This is a genomic window from Paenibacillus terrae HPL-003 (genome assembly GCF_000235585.1).
GTDB lineage: Bacteria > Bacillota > Bacilli > Paenibacillales > Paenibacillaceae > Paenibacillus > Paenibacillus terrae_B.
Window position 1 is genome coordinate 123,218 of sequence record NC_016641.1, and the last position, 15,954, is coordinate 139,171.

Here is a 15,954-nt window from a genome sequence, read left to right on the forward strand (position 1 = left end):
AGCATGTTCGTGGTCCCGTCCTCTAATTGTCACCCTTTCAAAATAAGTTTTTTAAAAACGCTTGACCTGTAATGCATTACAGGGATTACAGTGAAATTGAGCTTAAGAAAGCGGTTTAAAAAAACATACTCAGGAGGCACTAACCATGAAAAAAGGCATAAAGATTGCAACCATTGGCGGAGGCTCCAGCTATACACCAGAATTAGTAGAAGGCTTCATCAAACGTTATGAAGAGCTTCCCATTCGGGAACTGTGGCTGGTAGACATTGAAGCAGGACGCGAAAAGCTGGAGATCGTGGGAGCCATGGCCAAACGGATGGTGAAGGCCGCAGGCATTGATTGCGAAGTACATTTGACGCTGGATCGTCGGGAAGCCTTGAAGGATGCCGATTTTGTAACGACACAGTTTCGGGTAGGCTTGCTTGAAGCCCGGATTAAGGATGAAAGTATTCCGTTAAAACACGGTATGATCGGTCAGGAAACCAATGGTGCCGGCGGGATGTTCAAAGCCTTCCGTACCATTCCCATTATCCTTAGTATCGTCGAAGATATGAAAGAATTGTGTCCAAATGCTTGGTTGATTAATTTTACCAATCCTGCAGGTATGGTCACCGAAGCGGTGCTTCGTTATGGTCAATGGGACAAAGTCATCGGATTATGTAATGTTCCAATCGGCGCGATCAAGAGTGCATCGGCTGTGCTGGACAAACCAGAAGAAGAGCTGTTCTTTAAATTTGCAGGAATTAACCACCTTCACTGGCATAAAGTATATGACAAAACAGGGGCCGAATTAACGGAGCAAGTGATTGAAGGACTGTACGCGCCCGGCGCAAAACCGGAAAAGGTCGTTGAAAATATTAGAAACATGCGTTTCCTCTATGATCAGGTTCGTCAATTGAAAATGCTGCCTTGCCCTTACCATCGGTATTACTACATGACAGACAACATGCTGAAGGAAGAATTAGAGGAAGCCAAAAACGAAGGAACTCGGGGTCAAGTCGTCAAACGTCTCGAAGAAAGCCTGTTTGAACTGTATAAAGATCCGAATCTGGATTACAAACCAGAGGAATTATCCAAACGTGGCGGTGCCCATTACAGCGATGCAGCCTGTGAAATTATTAATTCGATCTATAACAACAAAGGCACACTGATGGTTGTCAGTACACGTAATAATGGAGCGATTGATGATGTCCCTTATGACAGCGCGATTGAAATTACCAGTGTGATTCGCGCGCATGGTGCGGAGCCTGTAAACTTCGGCAAATTCCCACCTGCACAACGCGGCTTGCTGCAAGTCATGAAGGCGATGGAAGAGCTGACGATTGAAGCGGCAGTCACTGGCGACTACGCAACCGCACTGCAAGCCTTCACCCTGAATCCGCTCGTTCCAAGCGGTGACATTGCTCAAACCGTGTTGGATGAATTGCTGGAAGCACATAAAGAGCATTTGCCGCAATTTTTTGCCAATAAGGCGAAGGCGACGGTGTAAATTTATAAAACACGCTGTCCGTACCGGACATATGAAAAACGGTCGTCTCCCTTCATTTCGGATGGGATCACGACCGTTTTTTTATTTAGCATCCACGTAGAATGTAGATGAACCTGCTGTTATACGTCCCAGGAGGGATTCGAACCCCCGACCGACGGCTTAGAAGGCCGTTGCTCTATCCAGCTGAGCTACTGGGACAAAATGTATTTCGTAAAACCTTATGTATTCAGCGCATTGATTATTATATCATATTCAGGTTCACTGTCACAAGCATTTTTTCCTTCGTACAAGGTAGCAGGCTGCAAAAGGAATCATTTGGACGCTGACGGGGTATTATGTACACAAGGCCATGCTACGAAGGAGGTATATGTCCGTGAGAGGTCTGTTGTCATCACTTTGTTATTTCAGTATTTTTTTCGCCCCTTTTCTGTTGCCCGTCATTGTATGGATTGCGGTACGGGACGAGTATGTTCGGGGACATGCAAAAAAGGCTATTTTGTCGCACATTTTCCCTATTATCGCGGCCATTCCGCTATTGTATTTTATTGCAACGGCGAATCATGCAGGTTCTGTAATCGGGTTTGTGCTGCTATTCGCTGTGGTCTATCTCGGGGTATTTGTCTACAACATCTACAAAGGAATCATGACACTCCGTGAAGTCGCATAAATCTAAAAAAGAAGCCTCCTGCATTCCGCGAATTAGCGGGATACGGAGGCTTCTTTAAAAATTTTTAATGGACAAATTTATTTATTACCGAAACGTCTAGGACTTTTTCTCACTTCATGCCTTACATTTTTCTCAAGCATTTCTTCTGCGAATTCATTGTTATGAATATAACTGCTGCCTTTGTTCTTCTTATACTTCGCTTTGCCGTCTATGATTTCCCCCTCCTTTCACGCTGATCCCGCGATGGCGCTGGAGCCCAAATTAACAAAAGCCGAGGCATGGCGCATCCTATTCTCATACGCCGAACTCCTTGGCAAATTCCGTGCTGAGCTGCCCATAGGAAAGTAACTCCCTTTTAAACTTTTCCCGTTCTTCTCCAGCCGTAATGTGAGTGGAGTCGGTAAAAGCCTTATTCGTCACTTCCTCAAACGCGGAATGCAGGTTATTGTCGTACCAATCCAGCGCCAGATCGGCATCATTACGAATGATGCGTACCATGTCATAGCCTCCCTGACCGTCCTGCTGATTGGTGGTGGTAATGTAGACCAGCAGTTCCGGGTCATCTGCTGCGCCGGGCCGTACTTCTACCTCTGCGCAGCGTACTCCGTCAAGTTCGGTGAAGCGACGTATTTTAGCATCCTTGATGTAGTACATTTGCCTTCCTCCTTCCTTGCGAATACACGGGTTGCCCCATTTGTAGTTTTCGGAACGGACAGACATTTTATGCTCCTTTTCGGCATATATACTGATGAACTGGGGATTTAGTTTTTGTTTCATCCCAACACTGGATGAACACGATAAAGAGAGGATGAACAGACATGTGCGGAATTACTGGTTTCATACAGTGGGACGGAGACTTAATGCATCAATCGGAGCTGCTGCTCAATATGACGCAAACGCTCTCCGATCGCGGACCGGATGCTGCGGGCACCTGGATATCCAACCCGTGTGCCTTTGGACACAGAAGATTGAGCGTCATGGACCCGGAAAACGGCGCTCAACCCATGATCCGGCAGCTTGAGGATATCACTTATACGATTGTATATAACGGGGAAATATATAACGCACCTGAGCTGAAAAAAGAGCTGCAACAGCGAGGGCATATTTTCCGTACACAATGCGACACAGAGGTATTGCTTGAAGCCTACATTGAGTGGGGCCCGGATTGTGTGGATCGGCTGAACGGCATTTTTGCCTTTGCGGTCTGGGACAGTGAGCGGGAGCAGGTGTTTCTGGCAAGGGATCGGCTAGGCGTGAAGCCGTTATTTTACAGCCAAACCGGAGATGTATTCGTATTTGGCTCGGAGCCCAAAGCGCTGCTCCAGCATCCTGCGGTAGAAGCAGCAATCGACGCCGAGGGTTTGGCTGAAATTTTTATTATCGGGCCTGCACGCACCCCCGGACACGGCGTCTATTCGTCCATGAAGGAACTGCGTCCCGGACATACGCTAACGTACAGCCGCGACGGTGTGCGCATTCAAGCCTACTGGAAGCTGGAAAGCTTTGCGCATGAGGATAACACCGAAGAAACAGCGCTCAAGGTACGCGAGCTGCTGCTGGATACGGTGGAGCGGCAACTGATTTCAGACGTTCCGGTATGCACCTTGCTGTCGGGCGGTCTGGATTCAAGCGCACTGTCCGCGCTGGCTGTCGATTATTACAAGCGTACCGGGCAGGGACAAGTTCATACGTATTCGGTCGATTATGTGGATAACGACAAGCATTTTAAAGCCCATGCGTTTCAGCCCGGAGCCGATGCTCCCTGGATTCAACGGATGGTCGATGAGTTAGGTACGAACCATCATTGGATCGAATTCGATACGCCCGAGGTCGTGGCAGCGCTGAACAACTCCACGCTAACGCGGGATTTGCCAGGTATGGCGGATGTGGATTCGTCGCTGTATCTCTTTTGCCGGGAGATTAAAAAGGGAGCCACTGTCGCTATTTCCGGTGAGGCCGCGGATGAAGTGTTTGGCGGATATCCGTGGTTTCATCGTGAGGAAATGCTCAATTCAGGTACGTTCCCGTGGGCAGTCGCTCCCGACATGAGGGCCAGTCTGCTGTCTCCCGAGGTGCGGGACTGGATCAAGCCCTTGGAGTATTTGAACGACCGCTACTCGGAAGCAGTAGGAGAAGTGCCAAAGTTGCCGGGGGAAACAGATAAAGCCGCGCAAATGCGCGTCATGTCCTATTTGAACATCACCCGCTTTATGCCTACTCTGCTGGACCGTAAGGATCGGATGAGTATGGGGGCCGGACTGGAAGTGCGGGTGCCGTATTGCGACCATCGGCTGGTACAGTATGTGTGGAACATTCCGTGGAGCATTAAAATGACGGGTGGGCGTGAAAAAGGTATTTTGCGCAAGGCGCTGGAGGGTATATTGCCGGATGATGTGCTGTATCGCAAGAAAAGCCCCTATCCCAAAACGCACAATCCTTCCTATCTTGCTGCTGTGAAAAAACAGACGCTGGAACTGCTGGATGATTCCTCCTCCCCGCTGCTCAAGCTGATTGATGCACAAAAGGTACGGGATATCGCTGCCTCACCGGAGGCATCCTCCAACCTGCCCTGGTTCGGTCAATTGATGTCAGGACCCCAATTGTTCGCGTATTTGGCTCAAGTGGATAACTGGCTGCGCACCTACAAGGTAGCGATTCGGTAAGGAATAGTGAATGTCAAAAAGGCTATCCGCAGCTCATAACTGGCGGATAGCCTTTTGATCTATTACCAAGCTATACCTGCGGATTCCCCAGCTTTTTCGCCAAGTCACGCAATGCTACGCCTCGGTGGCTAATGGCTTGCTTTTGTTCCAGCGTCAGCTCGGCCATCGTCTTTTCAAACTCAGGCAAATAAAACAACGGATCATAGCCAAATCCCCCGCTGCCTGCGGTTTCCGTTGTAATCCAGCCCTCCACCGAGCCGGTTGATTCCAAGGTCTCCCCTGTCTGCGGATTATACAGAATCAAGGTGCAGACGAATTGAGCCGGGCTTAGCAAAGGCTGTCCGGTATCATCACCAAGCTGCTTCGATTCCAAAACGTCGAGCAGCTTGATATTGTTTTCGTGATCGCTGGCACCTTCTCCGGCATAACGGGCTGAGTATACGCCCGGCGCACCGTCCAGCAAGTCCACGCACAGGCCGGAATCATCAGCCAGCACAGGCAATCCAAGCACATCTCCGACCGCTTTGGCCTTTTTCAAAGCATTCTCGGCAAAGGTTTTACCATCCTCAACAACATCAGGGATGTCAGGATAGTCGTACATGCTCTTGACTTCCTTGCCAAACGGGGCAAAGGCATGTGCAAACTCCCGTACTTTCCCTTTATTCTTCGTAGCGACAATAACAACCGGACCCTCCAACAGCATCAGGCCCCAGCCCCCGCACGTCTTGCTCCGATCTTGTCTGCAATCGGGCCGAGCACTTCTTTTTGACGCTCGATCATTTGCAGAATTCCTTGTTCACCCAAGCTGAGCAGTTGATCCAGCTCTTGACGGTCGAACGGACTTTCTTCACCCGTACCTTGCAGCTCGACATACTTGCCGCCGCCCGTCATCACAAGGTTCATGTCTACCTTGGCCTTGGAGTCCTCTTCATAGTTAAGATCCAACAGCGCTTTGCCGCCAACAACCCCCACGCTGACGGATGCCAGAAAATCAGTAATTGGAAAAACAGGCAGCTTGTGCTGTAGCGCAATTTTATTCACAGCAATCGCTAGCGCTACGAAGGAACCCGTAATTGAAGTCGTGCGTGTGCCGCCATCCGCCTGAATCACGTCACAATCCAGCGTAATCGTCCGCTCACCCAGCGCCTGCAAATTCACAACCGAACGCAGCGCTCTTCCAATCAGACGTTGAATCTCCATCGTCCGGCCTGTCAGCTTCCCACGTGCAGCCTCGCGCTGATTACGCGTATGGGTCGCGCGCGGAAGCATGGAATACTCTGCGGTCACCCAGCCCTTTCCTTGTCCCTTCATAAAGGGTGGAACGCGTTCTTCCACAGTAGCTGTACAGATGACTTTCGTCTCGCCAACCTCTATAAAAACAGAGCCCTCCGCATACTTATTTACTCCTGCTGTCAATTTCATCGGGCGCAGCTCATCACCGTTTCGTCCGTTAGATCTACTCATGCTTTTTCCTCCTACGTCGTATGCAACCTGTTCTTATACGTTTATTTTACCAAAGTGTGCAGGCAAAAGCACCCCAAGGACGATTCGACGCCCTTAAAGAGGAATTTCGTTAATATGCTGGGGCTTGGCTACAGGCTCTCCATAATTCTGATTATTTTGTCCAATTACGCTTTTTTCACCGTTCAGCTCAATCCGGATTTTGGTTTTAACCGCATCCTCTGAATTGTCCGCCGCCGTCAGCACAACCGATTCCAGAAACTCGGCAGGCACCGCTTCTCCCTTGGCAAACATATCATCCGAGAGCGATACCGTAATCACGTTATCTTTGGAGCGTTCTACGGATTTCAGAGCCGTCTCCCCTGTCATGACTTCCTGTAGTCCGTCCTGGGTCTGCGGCCCCTGGATCAACTGATGCAGCGCTGACTGAACACGATCTTTTTCCGGGCTGACCAGCCGTGTTACAGGCACATAATATTGAACTCCGGCAGGAGAAGATGATGAAAAATATACCGTGACCGGACTGGAATCCAGCGGCGTTACACCATGACCAACCTCCAGGTTAATGCCTACTGCGCGAGTCAGCGGATGATCCAGCGGTGTGCCGCCAACAGGCATCTCTTTCAGCTTTTTGCCATCCACCCAGATTTGTACACTTTGAATGTCGGGACGGTCAGTCAGGGTCCAGGTCAAGCTCTCCATTAATTTGCGTTCTTCCTGTGCCTTGTAGCTACCAAACGATTTGTTGAATTCGACGACTGCCAGCTTGTTCTTCTTGTCTACCGTCACACTCTTCACTTCTGTACCTTGGGGTAGCACGCCCTTGAAACCCTCCGGCAATAATCCGGCATACGGCCCGCCCTCCACCAGCGTTTCCAGCGCCGACTTGGCATCCGCCTGCACATCACCTGTAGCAATCGGTAAGGATACCGGGGCTAACAAACCGTTATGATCCTGTAAAAATACAGCTCTCAGTTGTCCAGTGCTGATGGGAGCTTTTCCGGTCACCGCTTTGATCATGGACTGCTCTGTCGTGGATGGCGGGGGATCAATAGACGCCGATTCGTTGCCGAAAAGGCTGCAGCCGGACAACAACAATGGCAGGGACAGCAGCCCTACTACGGACGTCACGCGCAATGGATGTTTTATGTTCATAAATGAAGTTCCTCCCTAACAATTTTGTACAGATTGTACTAATATGTATACGAGCCTCGCGTAAAAAATAACTACTTTTTCAGCCGACTGGACACACTGGTCATAATTGCAGTAAAAATCACGAACGATACGAGGAGGGGAACTTCAAATTGATGAACAAGAAAAAAGCACATTATAGCCTGAATAGTAAAAAGGTAGCCGATGCCACCCGTGAATGGCTGCACAAGCGTGGTGTAAACATTACGGAGATCGCAGAGCTGGTCATGCTTTTACAAAAACAATATTACCCGAATTTAACGATGGAAGAATGTATTGAGAATGTGGAAAAGGTGCTGATGAAACGCGAAGTCCAAAATGCGGTGCTTACGGGCATCCAACTGGATATCCTTGCCGAGCAAGGCGCTCTCCTTCCCCCATTGCAGGATATGGTTGAAAATGATGAAGGTCTGTATGGAGTGGATGAAATTTTGGCCTTTTCCATTGTGAATGTATACGGCAGCATTGGATTTACGAATTACGGTTATGTCGACAAGCTTAAACCGGGTGTACTGGAACGGCTGAACGATAAAAGCCTGGGGCCAATCCATACGTTTCTGGACGATATTGTCGGGGCTATCGCTGCTTCGGCCAGCAGTCGTATCGCCCATCGCAAGCAAGCAGAACGCGAGCAGGAGCTTGGGGAGGAAAGCGCCCCGGATACAACTCATTAGATAACGACGTGATACAATACAACAGATATATGCAAGGTAAGAGGAGAGCAAGACATGGCAAACGTGAACGAAGGATATACATTCCGCACGATGAAGGCTGACGACTTTTGCTATAATTCAAAGGATCTGGAGTAAGCGCCTGCGGAGTATGGCGGCGGTCTATGAAGACCGCCCCACGTGCAGGTTGTTTGCCAGATGCATAAACCTTAAAGTCTGTTTAACTGCGTGGTCGAAGCGCACGTTCAACGATGCCCAGCGTGGTTTGACGAGAGAAGAATCTGGATACCTGAGCTACCCAATAGTTTTGCCGGCCGGAAATGATGTGACTACGCCCCTTTTCAAATGCTCTCAGCGCGTTCTTCACAACGGTTTGGGGAGTTTCCCTAGTGCCAATGGATGCTTCACTTGCGTTAACAACATCAAAAAATGGGGTTTCTGTTGAACCTGGGCAAAGGGCAAGCACTTTTAGCCCACGTTTACGATTTTCGGCCCAAAGCGCTTCACTAAAAGAGAGTACAAATGCTTTGGTTGCTCCATACACCGCCATATACGGATCGGGCTGAAATGCGGCCGTGGAAGAAACGTTGATTAATCCCCCATCCCGGTTACGCAATAAATCAGGCATAAATACATGTGTTATATCGACTAAAGCAGCCACATTGAGCACGACTTCCTCGTGCTGCCGCTCTCCAGAAACCTGCTCAAAGTATCCATAGGTGGCAAAGCCTGCATTGTTAATCAAGAGATCCACCTTTAGATGATGTTTTTGAACCTGCTGATGTAACGTTTGCGGCGCTCCTATCGCGGAAAGATCAAGTGCGATGACTGTTGTCTTTACATTGTATTTAGCAGAAAGCTCTTTAGCCAGCGCCTTCAGCTTCGTTTCATTACGTGCGACCAAAATAAGATTGCATTTCTCCGCGGCCAGCGAATAGGCAAAAGCTTCGCCAATACCAGATGAGGCACCTGTGATAAGCGCTGTTTTGTTTGCATACATAAACATAATTATGAACCTCCATAGTATCGTTGTTTTATTATAGAAACATTGTTACCTAAAATCAAAAAAACGAACTGAAGCCATCTGTTATGAGGACCTCAGTATACTTAATAATGTTCTATACTTGGGATGAAGATATCTTAAATGCAGAGAACAATTTATCCAGTGTAAATGCATACACCTCTTGGACCATATTTATATCCGCTAAATGACCTGCAAATTGCAGATGTATCACCCCGTGTAAAGCAGACCATAGCATTCGGACGACCAGTATCGGATCTTGCTCTGCCAGTTCCCCCTGCTTCATGGCATGTATTACGGTTTGCAGGATTCGAGACAGGGCTGTTGTCGTACCTTCCAGACTCTGTTCATCTGGCTTAAAATCAGATAACGCTCCGCCAAACATCATTTTGTAATAGGCAGAATGAAGCTGCGCAAATTGCCAATACGCCCAGCCTAAAGCTTTCAGATCAGCGAGTACGTTATCGGTGTTCGGAACTTGTTGAAAAGTTTCGGCCAATAGCCGACATCCATCCAGGTACATCTCATTCGCAAGACCATCCTTGCTCCCGAAAATACTGTAAATAATTTTGGTGGAACAGCTTAATTTCTGGGCAACTCGTCGCACAGTCACGGCCTCAGGCCCTTCTTCCGCAAGAAGGATACATGCGGCATCAATGACATTTTTACGAAGCAATTGCTGCTGCTGTAGCTTCACTTCCGAATAGGTTTTATAAGGATGCGATGGCTCGGACATCTTTTAATGCACTTCCTTACTATTTTTAACATAGAGTTTGAATGTGGTTCATTAGGAAACATTGTTACTGATAAGAATCATAGTATTCTAAATCTGAATTTTTGTCAAATATTAAAATAACTACAGCATCAATAGGCAATGCCTACCCGTGTGTGTAAAAAATCGGTGTTACTTAATTGACGATAGGTAAAATCGGCCGTATCAGCGGTGGAAATTTGTGTGCCACCCTCGGGCAGCAGATCCTTTTCCACACGATATATGCCCGTCCGTGCTCCGTCCGGCAGATAGGTTGGGCAGACAATCGTCCAGTCCAGCGCTGAATAGCGCAGCCGTTCGTATACCTGGCGGTGTTCCTCAGCTGCACGGGTGCTGCGCCGCCGGGTCTCGGAGGATTCATACCGGTACAAGCATGGCTCCGTCCGGCTCTGCAAAATCCCTGCCGTCCCTAATGTAATGAGCCGGGGAATGGACTGCTCCTGCATAAGCCGGATCAGCAAACGGATATTCACGGATAAGGTCGTGGTACCATCCGTATTCAGCGCGCTGATGACTGCTGTCGTCCCGCCCTTCAGCGCTTGTGCTACATCCTCAGCATTAGTGGCATCTCCTTGTACGATCTGGAGCTGTGTTCCATATCTTAATTTGTAATCCTCCAGCTTGTCCGGTGCACGAACTAGGGCTGTAACGGTGTGACCGTCTGCCAACGCATATTCCAAGATAAAACGCCCCACACGTCCGGTAGCCCCCAGCAGCATCAAATTCATAAAAGCCTCTTTCCCGGCATGGATGCCGCTTGGTCCTTCTATTACTTTCCGCAATTATTTCCCGTGAAGTGGGTAGAAACGTGCGATATGGTTTGACTCGTTTATAGAGGCTCGACCACGTCGCACCAACTCCACCAGATGGGCCAGTGTTTCGGACATGGCAAACCGCAGCTGGTGAATACCCAGCTTGTCGCTGAATACAGCGATACACAGCTCATAGGCTGTACTGCCCTCTGGCTGGATCAACTCATGGAACTTGTCCAGCCGTTCCTCATGATGCGCCAGCAGCGCCTGCGTCCGTTCACGAAAATAACCAAACGGATTACGGTGCCCCGGATATGCCCACGCAACCTCCAGTTCGCCAAGACGCTGCAAGCCATCCAAAAAAGACTGCAAGGGTTGGGTATCACTTCCCGGCAGCAGACTGATATTAGGCGAAATCCTTGGCAAAACTGCGTCACCACACAGAATAACCCCGCTATTCGGCTCATACAAAGAGACATGTCCGGGCGCATGTCCCCCTGTCTCAATGGGGAGCCAGCTACGTCCCCCCCATTCCAGACGGACATCCTCCCCGGCAGGAATAACGGTGATGTCAGGCTGTGGATTCACTTGCAAATGAGCCTGCTGCATGTGCAGTTTCAAGGCCGATACCTGATCCACAGGAAAGCCGTGATGGACAAAAAAGCTCGGAAGTCTCTGCTCCATCGGCATAGAGGCATCCGCTTGTGAATCTGGGTGGCCCCACATCAGCATCGCTTCCTTGTGGCTTCGCGCTGACATATGTACACGAGCCTGACCTTGCTGCTGCATCCAGCCCGCCAAGCCGTAATGATCCGGGTGATGATGAGTTACAACAATGTCCGAGATATCTCCGAAGGACATCCCCAGCTCCTGAAAGACATGCCCCCATTCTTCCTCCGTATCTGTACTGCGCGGGCCGGGGTCTACGATAGTAAAGCCGTCTTGCCCCTTCAGCACATAGCTGTTCACCCAACGCAGCGGAAAGGACATGGATATTTTGACCTGAAAGCCTCCATCTATTCGTTCACACGGCGTCAGCTCCGGCATCTTCATGGCTTCCCACCCGCCTTTCCGTATCAAGCCCGCACGCCAACAAAAATCATTCGGGGCGAAGCATTTTCGATATATTCATCTTCATCATAGCTTCCATGTACCTGCTCTACAGACAGTCCCGCTTCCTCCAGCAAAGCACGGAATTTTTCATACGGATACAGCTTTACGCGCTCATGATACACGCGTGCAGGTTCTTCACCCGCTACAGTTGTATCCAGACCCGCAGCACCGCCATCAGAAGCCAAAACAGAAGCGATTGAACGGATGGCGATCTGTTTTTTCACAAATCCATCCTCAATGACCCGATGCTCCTCAATCTGATTTCCTTCATCCTCACGTGATGAATGCGGCACCAAGTGAGCGGCTACGTACGCAGGATTCAAATAATCTATAATAAAACGTCCGCCCGGCTTCAACAGCCGATAAATTTCTTTTAATACTCTAAGCTGCTCCCCGTCCTCCTCAAAGTAACCGAAGGAAGTGAACAAATTTACCACCGCATCAAAGCTTTCCTCCAGCGGCACCTCTCTCATATCGCCCTGATGCCAGCTAACCCGTCCTTCAGGATCGGAAGCATGTGCTTCACGCAGCAGCACACCGGACAAATCCACGCCCGTTACCTTATAGCCAGCATCTGCGAGCGCAAGAGAATGACGTCCCATACCACAGCACAAGTCCAATACGCTGAATCCCTGCGGCAATTTGAGCCAGGAAATCATTTTCTGCACTTCCTGATAGGCTCCCTGAAAGTCGCGATGCTTGTATACTAATAAGTAATCTTCCCCAAAGCTCTGCTCATACCATTCTGCCATATTGTTTCTCCTCCATGAACTCATTTCGCTCTATTACATACTATATTAGCTTTTTCAAACTGGAAACTCAAAAACATTACGATTAAGAAGAAACATGTTACAATAACCATATTTATGCTTAAATATTCATAGGAACTTCATACCAGCTTCATGCGATTCACCCCATTTTATCATTAAAATGAATCAAGGGAACGCCTTTTGATGCTATTCATGAAGGAAAGGGGCGGCAACGTTATGATTCAAATCTTGACATACATTAGCGGCATTTTCATTATAGTTTCGGTTTCTCGGAAAAGAAAAAAATATCCTATCGGAATGACTGACCACTTCTGTCAGGGATCGAGGATTATACTCATTATGACCCAACTTACAAGGCTTGGATAGATAAGGGAATGACACCTTTAGAGTGATTGTCGTATAAGAGCGAACGATTTTGGGAAAGGGGGTTGGACTATGACGAAAGTGGACAATATGTTATCGATCCTCTGGATGCTTCGCTCGGGCAAGCGGATGACCGCCAAGCAACTGGCGGAAGAATTGGAGATTCATGTGCGAACCATCTATCCGTGCAGACATACGTGCCCTATTTTCTGATGTCGTACGGTATGGCATTGCAGATCGAGTCGGAGATACTCGTCGGGAAAATGGTTGAGGCCAGTACCCGAACGTTCGCGCATTATGAAACGATGTTATCGGATCAAACAAAGAAGAAAGGGGAATGGACAATGAGTAAACACGCCATGTTCGGAAAATTGACAGCCCACCCGGGGAAACGGGAAGAACTCGCGAAAATGATGCTGGAATCCGTAGAAACGCTGAACAATATGGAGGGCTGTATCTATTATATCTTGCACGCGGCTCAAGATGATCTGGACGATCTGTGGATCACGGAGCTTTGGGAGAGCCATGAGGCGCATGCTGCTTCTCTGAAAAACGAAAAAGTGCTTGAACTCATCGGGCGTTGCCGCCATTTGATTGCGGAGGCTAGTACCATAAAGGTTCGGCCGCTCGGAGGAAAAGGGTTTTAGATTTCGAGGCGTGTCGGCGGGAAAACTGCTCCCCGATATATCCGCGGTAAGCAAGCTTAGTCGAGCAAAAATGCTAGGATGTCCACAGAGCATCCTAGTTTTTTTATTATACCAGTCTTTTATAATGAGCATTAAGTGCAGGAAACGTGAAACTCAAAAGCACTACGAATAAGGATTCTGCAAAATCCTGAACAACGAACATGTTACAATAACCATATTTATGCTTAAATATTCATACCAGCTTCATGCGATTCACTCCATTTTATCATTAAAATGAATCAAGGGAACGCCTTTTGATGCTATTCATGAAGGAAAGGAGCGGCAACGTTATGATTCAAATCGGACTGACGGGTTGGGGCGATCACGATGATCTGTATCCGGTTGGCATCAAAGCCAATCAAAAATTAAGCGTCTATGGAAGCCATTTTTCGGTGGTGGAGATGGATAGTTCTTTTTATGCCGTGCAGCCCACAGATCGTATGGCACGCTGGGCGGCCGAAACCCCTGAGTCATTTTCATTTCTCGTCAAAGCCTATCAGGGCATGACCGGGCATACGCGCGGCAAACAGCCTTATTTCAAAACAACGGATGCCATGTACGAAGCATTGCATACATCCATACAGCCTCTCCGCGAAGCGGGCAAGCTTAAGGCTGTGCTGCTCCAATACCCACCCTGGTTCGACTGTACACGTGAGAACGTCGCCGTGCTGCGTGATACGAAAAAAAGGATGGGTGATGTCCCATCCGTACTTGAATTCAGAAATCAAAGCTGGTTCACACCCGAGTTTCGAAAGCAAACGCTGGCATTTATGCGTGAGGAAGGCTGGATACACAGCGTTTGCGACGAGCCGCAGGCGGGACTGGGGTCCGTCCCGATTGTGCTGCAGGCTACAGACAGCAATCTGACGGTGGTACGTCTTCACGGACGGAATGTATCCGGCTGGAATCAAAGCTCCGCGCCCAACTGGCGAGAGGTTCGTTACCTGTATCGGTATAATGAGAACGAGCTGGCCGAATGGAAAGACCGCTTGCTGGAACTGGAGCAGCAAAGCCGCGAGGTGTGCGTTATTTTCAACAACAACTCAGGTGGAGATGCCGCCGCTAACGCCAAGCAGCTCATGACCATGCTCGGCATGGAGCCTAAACCTTTTCCACCCCGCAAGCCACCCGAAGAGGACAACGGACCGGAACAGCTTGAACTATTTTGAAGGACGGACTGAGGATGAAAGGTTTTGAATAGCCTTCCTGAGCTTGCGTTCGTTATCCAGCAAATGCGGGTCCTTAGGCAAGTATCGCAAAGCTTTTTGGTTATGCTCATATGAAGCGTCCAGCTTGCCCAGATTGGCGCAGCAATGACTGAGTCGTACATGCGGCAGCCAGGAGTAGCAGGGCAGCGGAACAGCTCTAAAACCAGATACGCCCCGCTGCTCCAGTGCTTTTTCGTACCAGTAGGTGGCTGTGCTCCACTCTTTTCGTGTGAAGAACCAGTCACCGACCATGCAGCACAGGTCCGCTTGCGGCACATCATATCGGAAGGAGCGCAGCAGACTATCCAGTTGTTGCTCTGGCTCCCCGAGATGAAGATAGCATTCCGCCAACCGTACGCAAGCGGTAATACGGTCCTCCCGGTAGCCGCTCGGCTCTCCCAGCAGGCGATTGAACGCCTCTGCCGCCTCGGCATATTCCTTACGATCAAAACACTCATTCGCGTAAAAATACAGCAGACGTCCCTCCAGCTTGCCGCTTTCGCTGATCCAGCGGGCAAGGATACGTTGATTACAGAGCGTGTGATCTTCCACGCGGCGGTGCGTTACAGCCGCATCTGAATGAACGATTCGCCCCTCGGGTATCACCAGATCCTCATGCAGACGTCCTGTCCAGCGGTATTGCCGCTCCCGCTTCACGAGACGAATACGACGCGAGGTGAACAACGGCTCACCCTGCCCACCTTCCGCCAGATGGAGTGGCATCACCACCGCGTCGATGTCCGTAGACAAATGCCGCTTCAAGGAACGCAGGCGCTCCCGATCCGGCTCCAGCAGCACATCGTCCGCATCCAGCCACAGGATATAAGAACAAGTCGCCTTGTCGAACGATTCGTTGCGGGCGGCGGCAAAATCGTCGTTCCAGTCGAATGTATACAGCCGATCCGTATAACGGGCTGCAATGGTCTTCGTCTGATCTGTGGAACCTGTGTCCACGATGATGATTTCATCCATCAGGTCCACCACCGAATCCAGACAGCGGGCAAGTGTCTGCTCCTCGTTTTTCACAATCATACACAAGCTGATTGTGACGGGAGGTTTAGTTATGGAGCCTTCCGTGCTACAGCTATGTGTCTTGGGCATTTCCGTCGTCATGACTTCACGCCATC

16 protein-coding genes, 1 tRNA gene and 1 pseudogene are annotated in these 15,954 nt (G+C 49.3%); 7 read left to right on the top strand and 11 right to left on the bottom strand.

The annotated features are described in order from the left end of the window. Positions 1-145 precede the first annotated feature (145 nt). Positions 146-1,489 carry a 6-phospho-beta-glucosidase gene (locus HPL003_RS00585; RefSeq protein WP_014277683.1) on the top strand — a complete coding sequence of 448 codons (1,344 nt, stop codon included), beginning with the start codon at positions 146-148 and terminating at the stop codon, positions 1,487-1,489. Between the two features lie 124 nt (positions 1,490-1,613). On the opposite strand, the gene HPL003_RS00590 is transcribed toward HPL003_RS00585, so the two are convergent. Beyond that, positions 1,614-1,687: transfer RNA gene (locus tag HPL003_RS00590), tRNA-Arg, on the bottom strand. A 175-nt stretch (positions 1,688-1,862) separates the two neighbouring features. Between HPL003_RS00590 and HPL003_RS00595 the strand changes: the two genes are divergently transcribed. Further along, positions 1,863-2,156, top strand: a complete 294-nt coding sequence (locus tag HPL003_RS00595; protein WP_014277684.1) for a magnetosome magnetite crystal formation protein family — start codon at positions 1,863-1,865, stop codon at positions 2,154-2,156. A 294-nt stretch (positions 2,157-2,450) separates the two neighbouring features. Here the strand turns inward: HPL003_RS00595 and HPL003_RS00600 are convergent, their stop codons facing one another. Beyond that, on the bottom strand, positions 2,451-2,810 hold the full coding sequence (locus HPL003_RS00600) for a hypothetical protein (protein WP_014277685.1): 360 nt from the start codon (positions 2,808-2,810) through the stop codon (positions 2,451-2,453). A 164-nt stretch (positions 2,811-2,974) separates the two neighbouring features. On the opposite strand from HPL003_RS00600, the gene asnB reads away from it, so the two are divergent. Then, positions 2,975-4,819: an asparagine synthase (glutamine-hydrolyzing) gene (asnB, locus tag HPL003_RS00605; protein WP_014277686.1), complete on the top strand. Its 1,845-nt coding sequence runs from the start codon at positions 2,975-2,977 to the stop codon at positions 4,817-4,819. 70 nt (positions 4,820-4,889) lie between these two features. Here asnB and HPL003_RS00610 read toward each other — a convergent pair whose 3' ends face one another. The 3 genes from HPL003_RS00610 to HPL003_RS00620 all read right to left on the bottom strand — a co-directional run bounded on the left by HPL003_RS00610 (position 4,890) and on the right by HPL003_RS00620 (position 7,435). After that, the gene (locus HPL003_RS00610) at positions 4,890-5,522 is read right to left on the bottom strand and encodes an XTP/dITP diphosphatase (protein WP_014277687.1); all 633 of its coding nucleotides are present in this window, start codon (positions 5,520-5,522) and stop codon (positions 4,890-4,892) included. Further along, positions 5,522-6,283 (bottom strand): ribonuclease PH, encoded by a 762-nt coding sequence (rph, locus tag HPL003_RS00615; RefSeq protein WP_014277688.1) that lies wholly within the window; start codon positions 6,281-6,283, stop codon positions 5,522-5,524. Before rph ends, HPL003_RS00610 begins: the two co-directional genes overlap by 1 nt. A 93-nt stretch (positions 6,284-6,376) precedes the next feature. Then, on the bottom strand, positions 6,377-7,435 hold the full coding sequence (locus HPL003_RS00620; protein ID WP_014277689.1) for a GerMN domain-containing protein: 1,059 nt from the start codon (positions 7,433-7,435) through the stop codon (positions 6,377-6,379). 152 nt (positions 7,436-7,587) lie between these two features. On the opposite strand from HPL003_RS00620, the gene HPL003_RS00625 reads away from it, so the two are divergent. After that, a complete protein-coding gene (locus tag HPL003_RS00625) occupies positions 7,588-8,145 on the top strand; it encodes a phosphatidylglycerophosphatase A family protein (protein ID WP_014277690.1) in 558 nt (185 codons plus the stop codon). A gap of 217 nt (positions 8,146-8,362) precedes the next feature. Here the strand turns inward: HPL003_RS00625 and HPL003_RS00630 are convergent, their stop codons facing one another. The 5 genes from HPL003_RS00630 to HPL003_RS00650 all read right to left on the bottom strand — a co-directional run bounded on the left by HPL003_RS00630 (position 8,363) and on the right by HPL003_RS00650 (position 12,552). Further along, positions 8,363-9,148, bottom strand: coding sequence for an SDR family NAD(P)-dependent oxidoreductase (locus tag HPL003_RS00630; protein WP_014277691.1), 786 nt, complete (start codon positions 9,146-9,148; stop codon positions 8,363-8,365). Positions 9,149-9,260: 112 nt separating this feature from the next. Continuing rightward, the gene (locus HPL003_RS00635; protein WP_014277692.1) at positions 9,261-9,899 is read right to left on the bottom strand and encodes a TetR/AcrR family transcriptional regulator; all 639 of its coding nucleotides are present in this window, start codon (positions 9,897-9,899) and stop codon (positions 9,261-9,263) included. 128 nt (positions 9,900-10,027) lie between these two features. Then, a complete protein-coding gene (locus HPL003_RS00640; RefSeq protein ID WP_014277693.1) occupies positions 10,028-10,663 on the bottom strand; it encodes an NAD(P)-dependent oxidoreductase in 636 nt (211 codons plus the stop codon). Positions 10,664-10,717: 54 nt separating this feature from the next. After that, positions 10,718-11,740 carry an MBL fold metallo-hydrolase gene (locus HPL003_RS00645; RefSeq protein ID WP_014277694.1) on the bottom strand — a complete coding sequence of 341 codons (1,023 nt, stop codon included), beginning with the start codon at positions 11,738-11,740 and terminating at the stop codon, positions 10,718-10,720. 23 nt (positions 11,741-11,763) lie between these two features. After that, positions 11,764-12,552, bottom strand: a complete 789-nt coding sequence (locus HPL003_RS00650) for a class I SAM-dependent methyltransferase (protein ID WP_014277695.1) — start codon at positions 12,550-12,552, stop codon at positions 11,764-11,766. A gap of 453 nt (positions 12,553-13,005) precedes the next feature. Between HPL003_RS00650 and HPL003_RS27170 the strand changes: the two are divergent. The 3 genes and pseudogenes from HPL003_RS27170 to HPL003_RS00665 all read left to right on the top strand — a co-directional run. Further along, positions 13,006-13,116: pseudogene (locus HPL003_RS27170) on the top strand (HTH domain-containing protein); the annotation flags it as partial. Positions 13,117-13,292: 176 nt separating this feature from the next. Next, positions 13,293-13,580 (top strand): putative quinol monooxygenase, encoded by a 288-nt coding sequence (locus HPL003_RS00660; RefSeq protein ID WP_274378194.1) that lies wholly within the window; start codon positions 13,293-13,295, stop codon positions 13,578-13,580. Between the two features lie 329 nt (positions 13,581-13,909). Further along, positions 13,910-14,788: a DUF72 domain-containing protein gene (locus HPL003_RS00665; protein ID WP_014277698.1), complete on the top strand. Its 879-nt coding sequence runs from the start codon at positions 13,910-13,912 to the stop codon at positions 14,786-14,788. On the opposite strand, the gene HPL003_RS00670 is transcribed toward HPL003_RS00665, so the two are convergent. Then, positions 14,780-15,892 (bottom strand): glycosyltransferase, encoded by a 1,113-nt coding sequence (locus tag HPL003_RS00670; protein ID WP_043922522.1) that lies wholly within the window; start codon positions 15,890-15,892, stop codon positions 14,780-14,782. The two genes, HPL003_RS00665 and HPL003_RS00670, sit on opposite strands and share 9 nt — an antisense overlap. Positions 15,893-15,954: the final 62 nt, after the last annotated feature.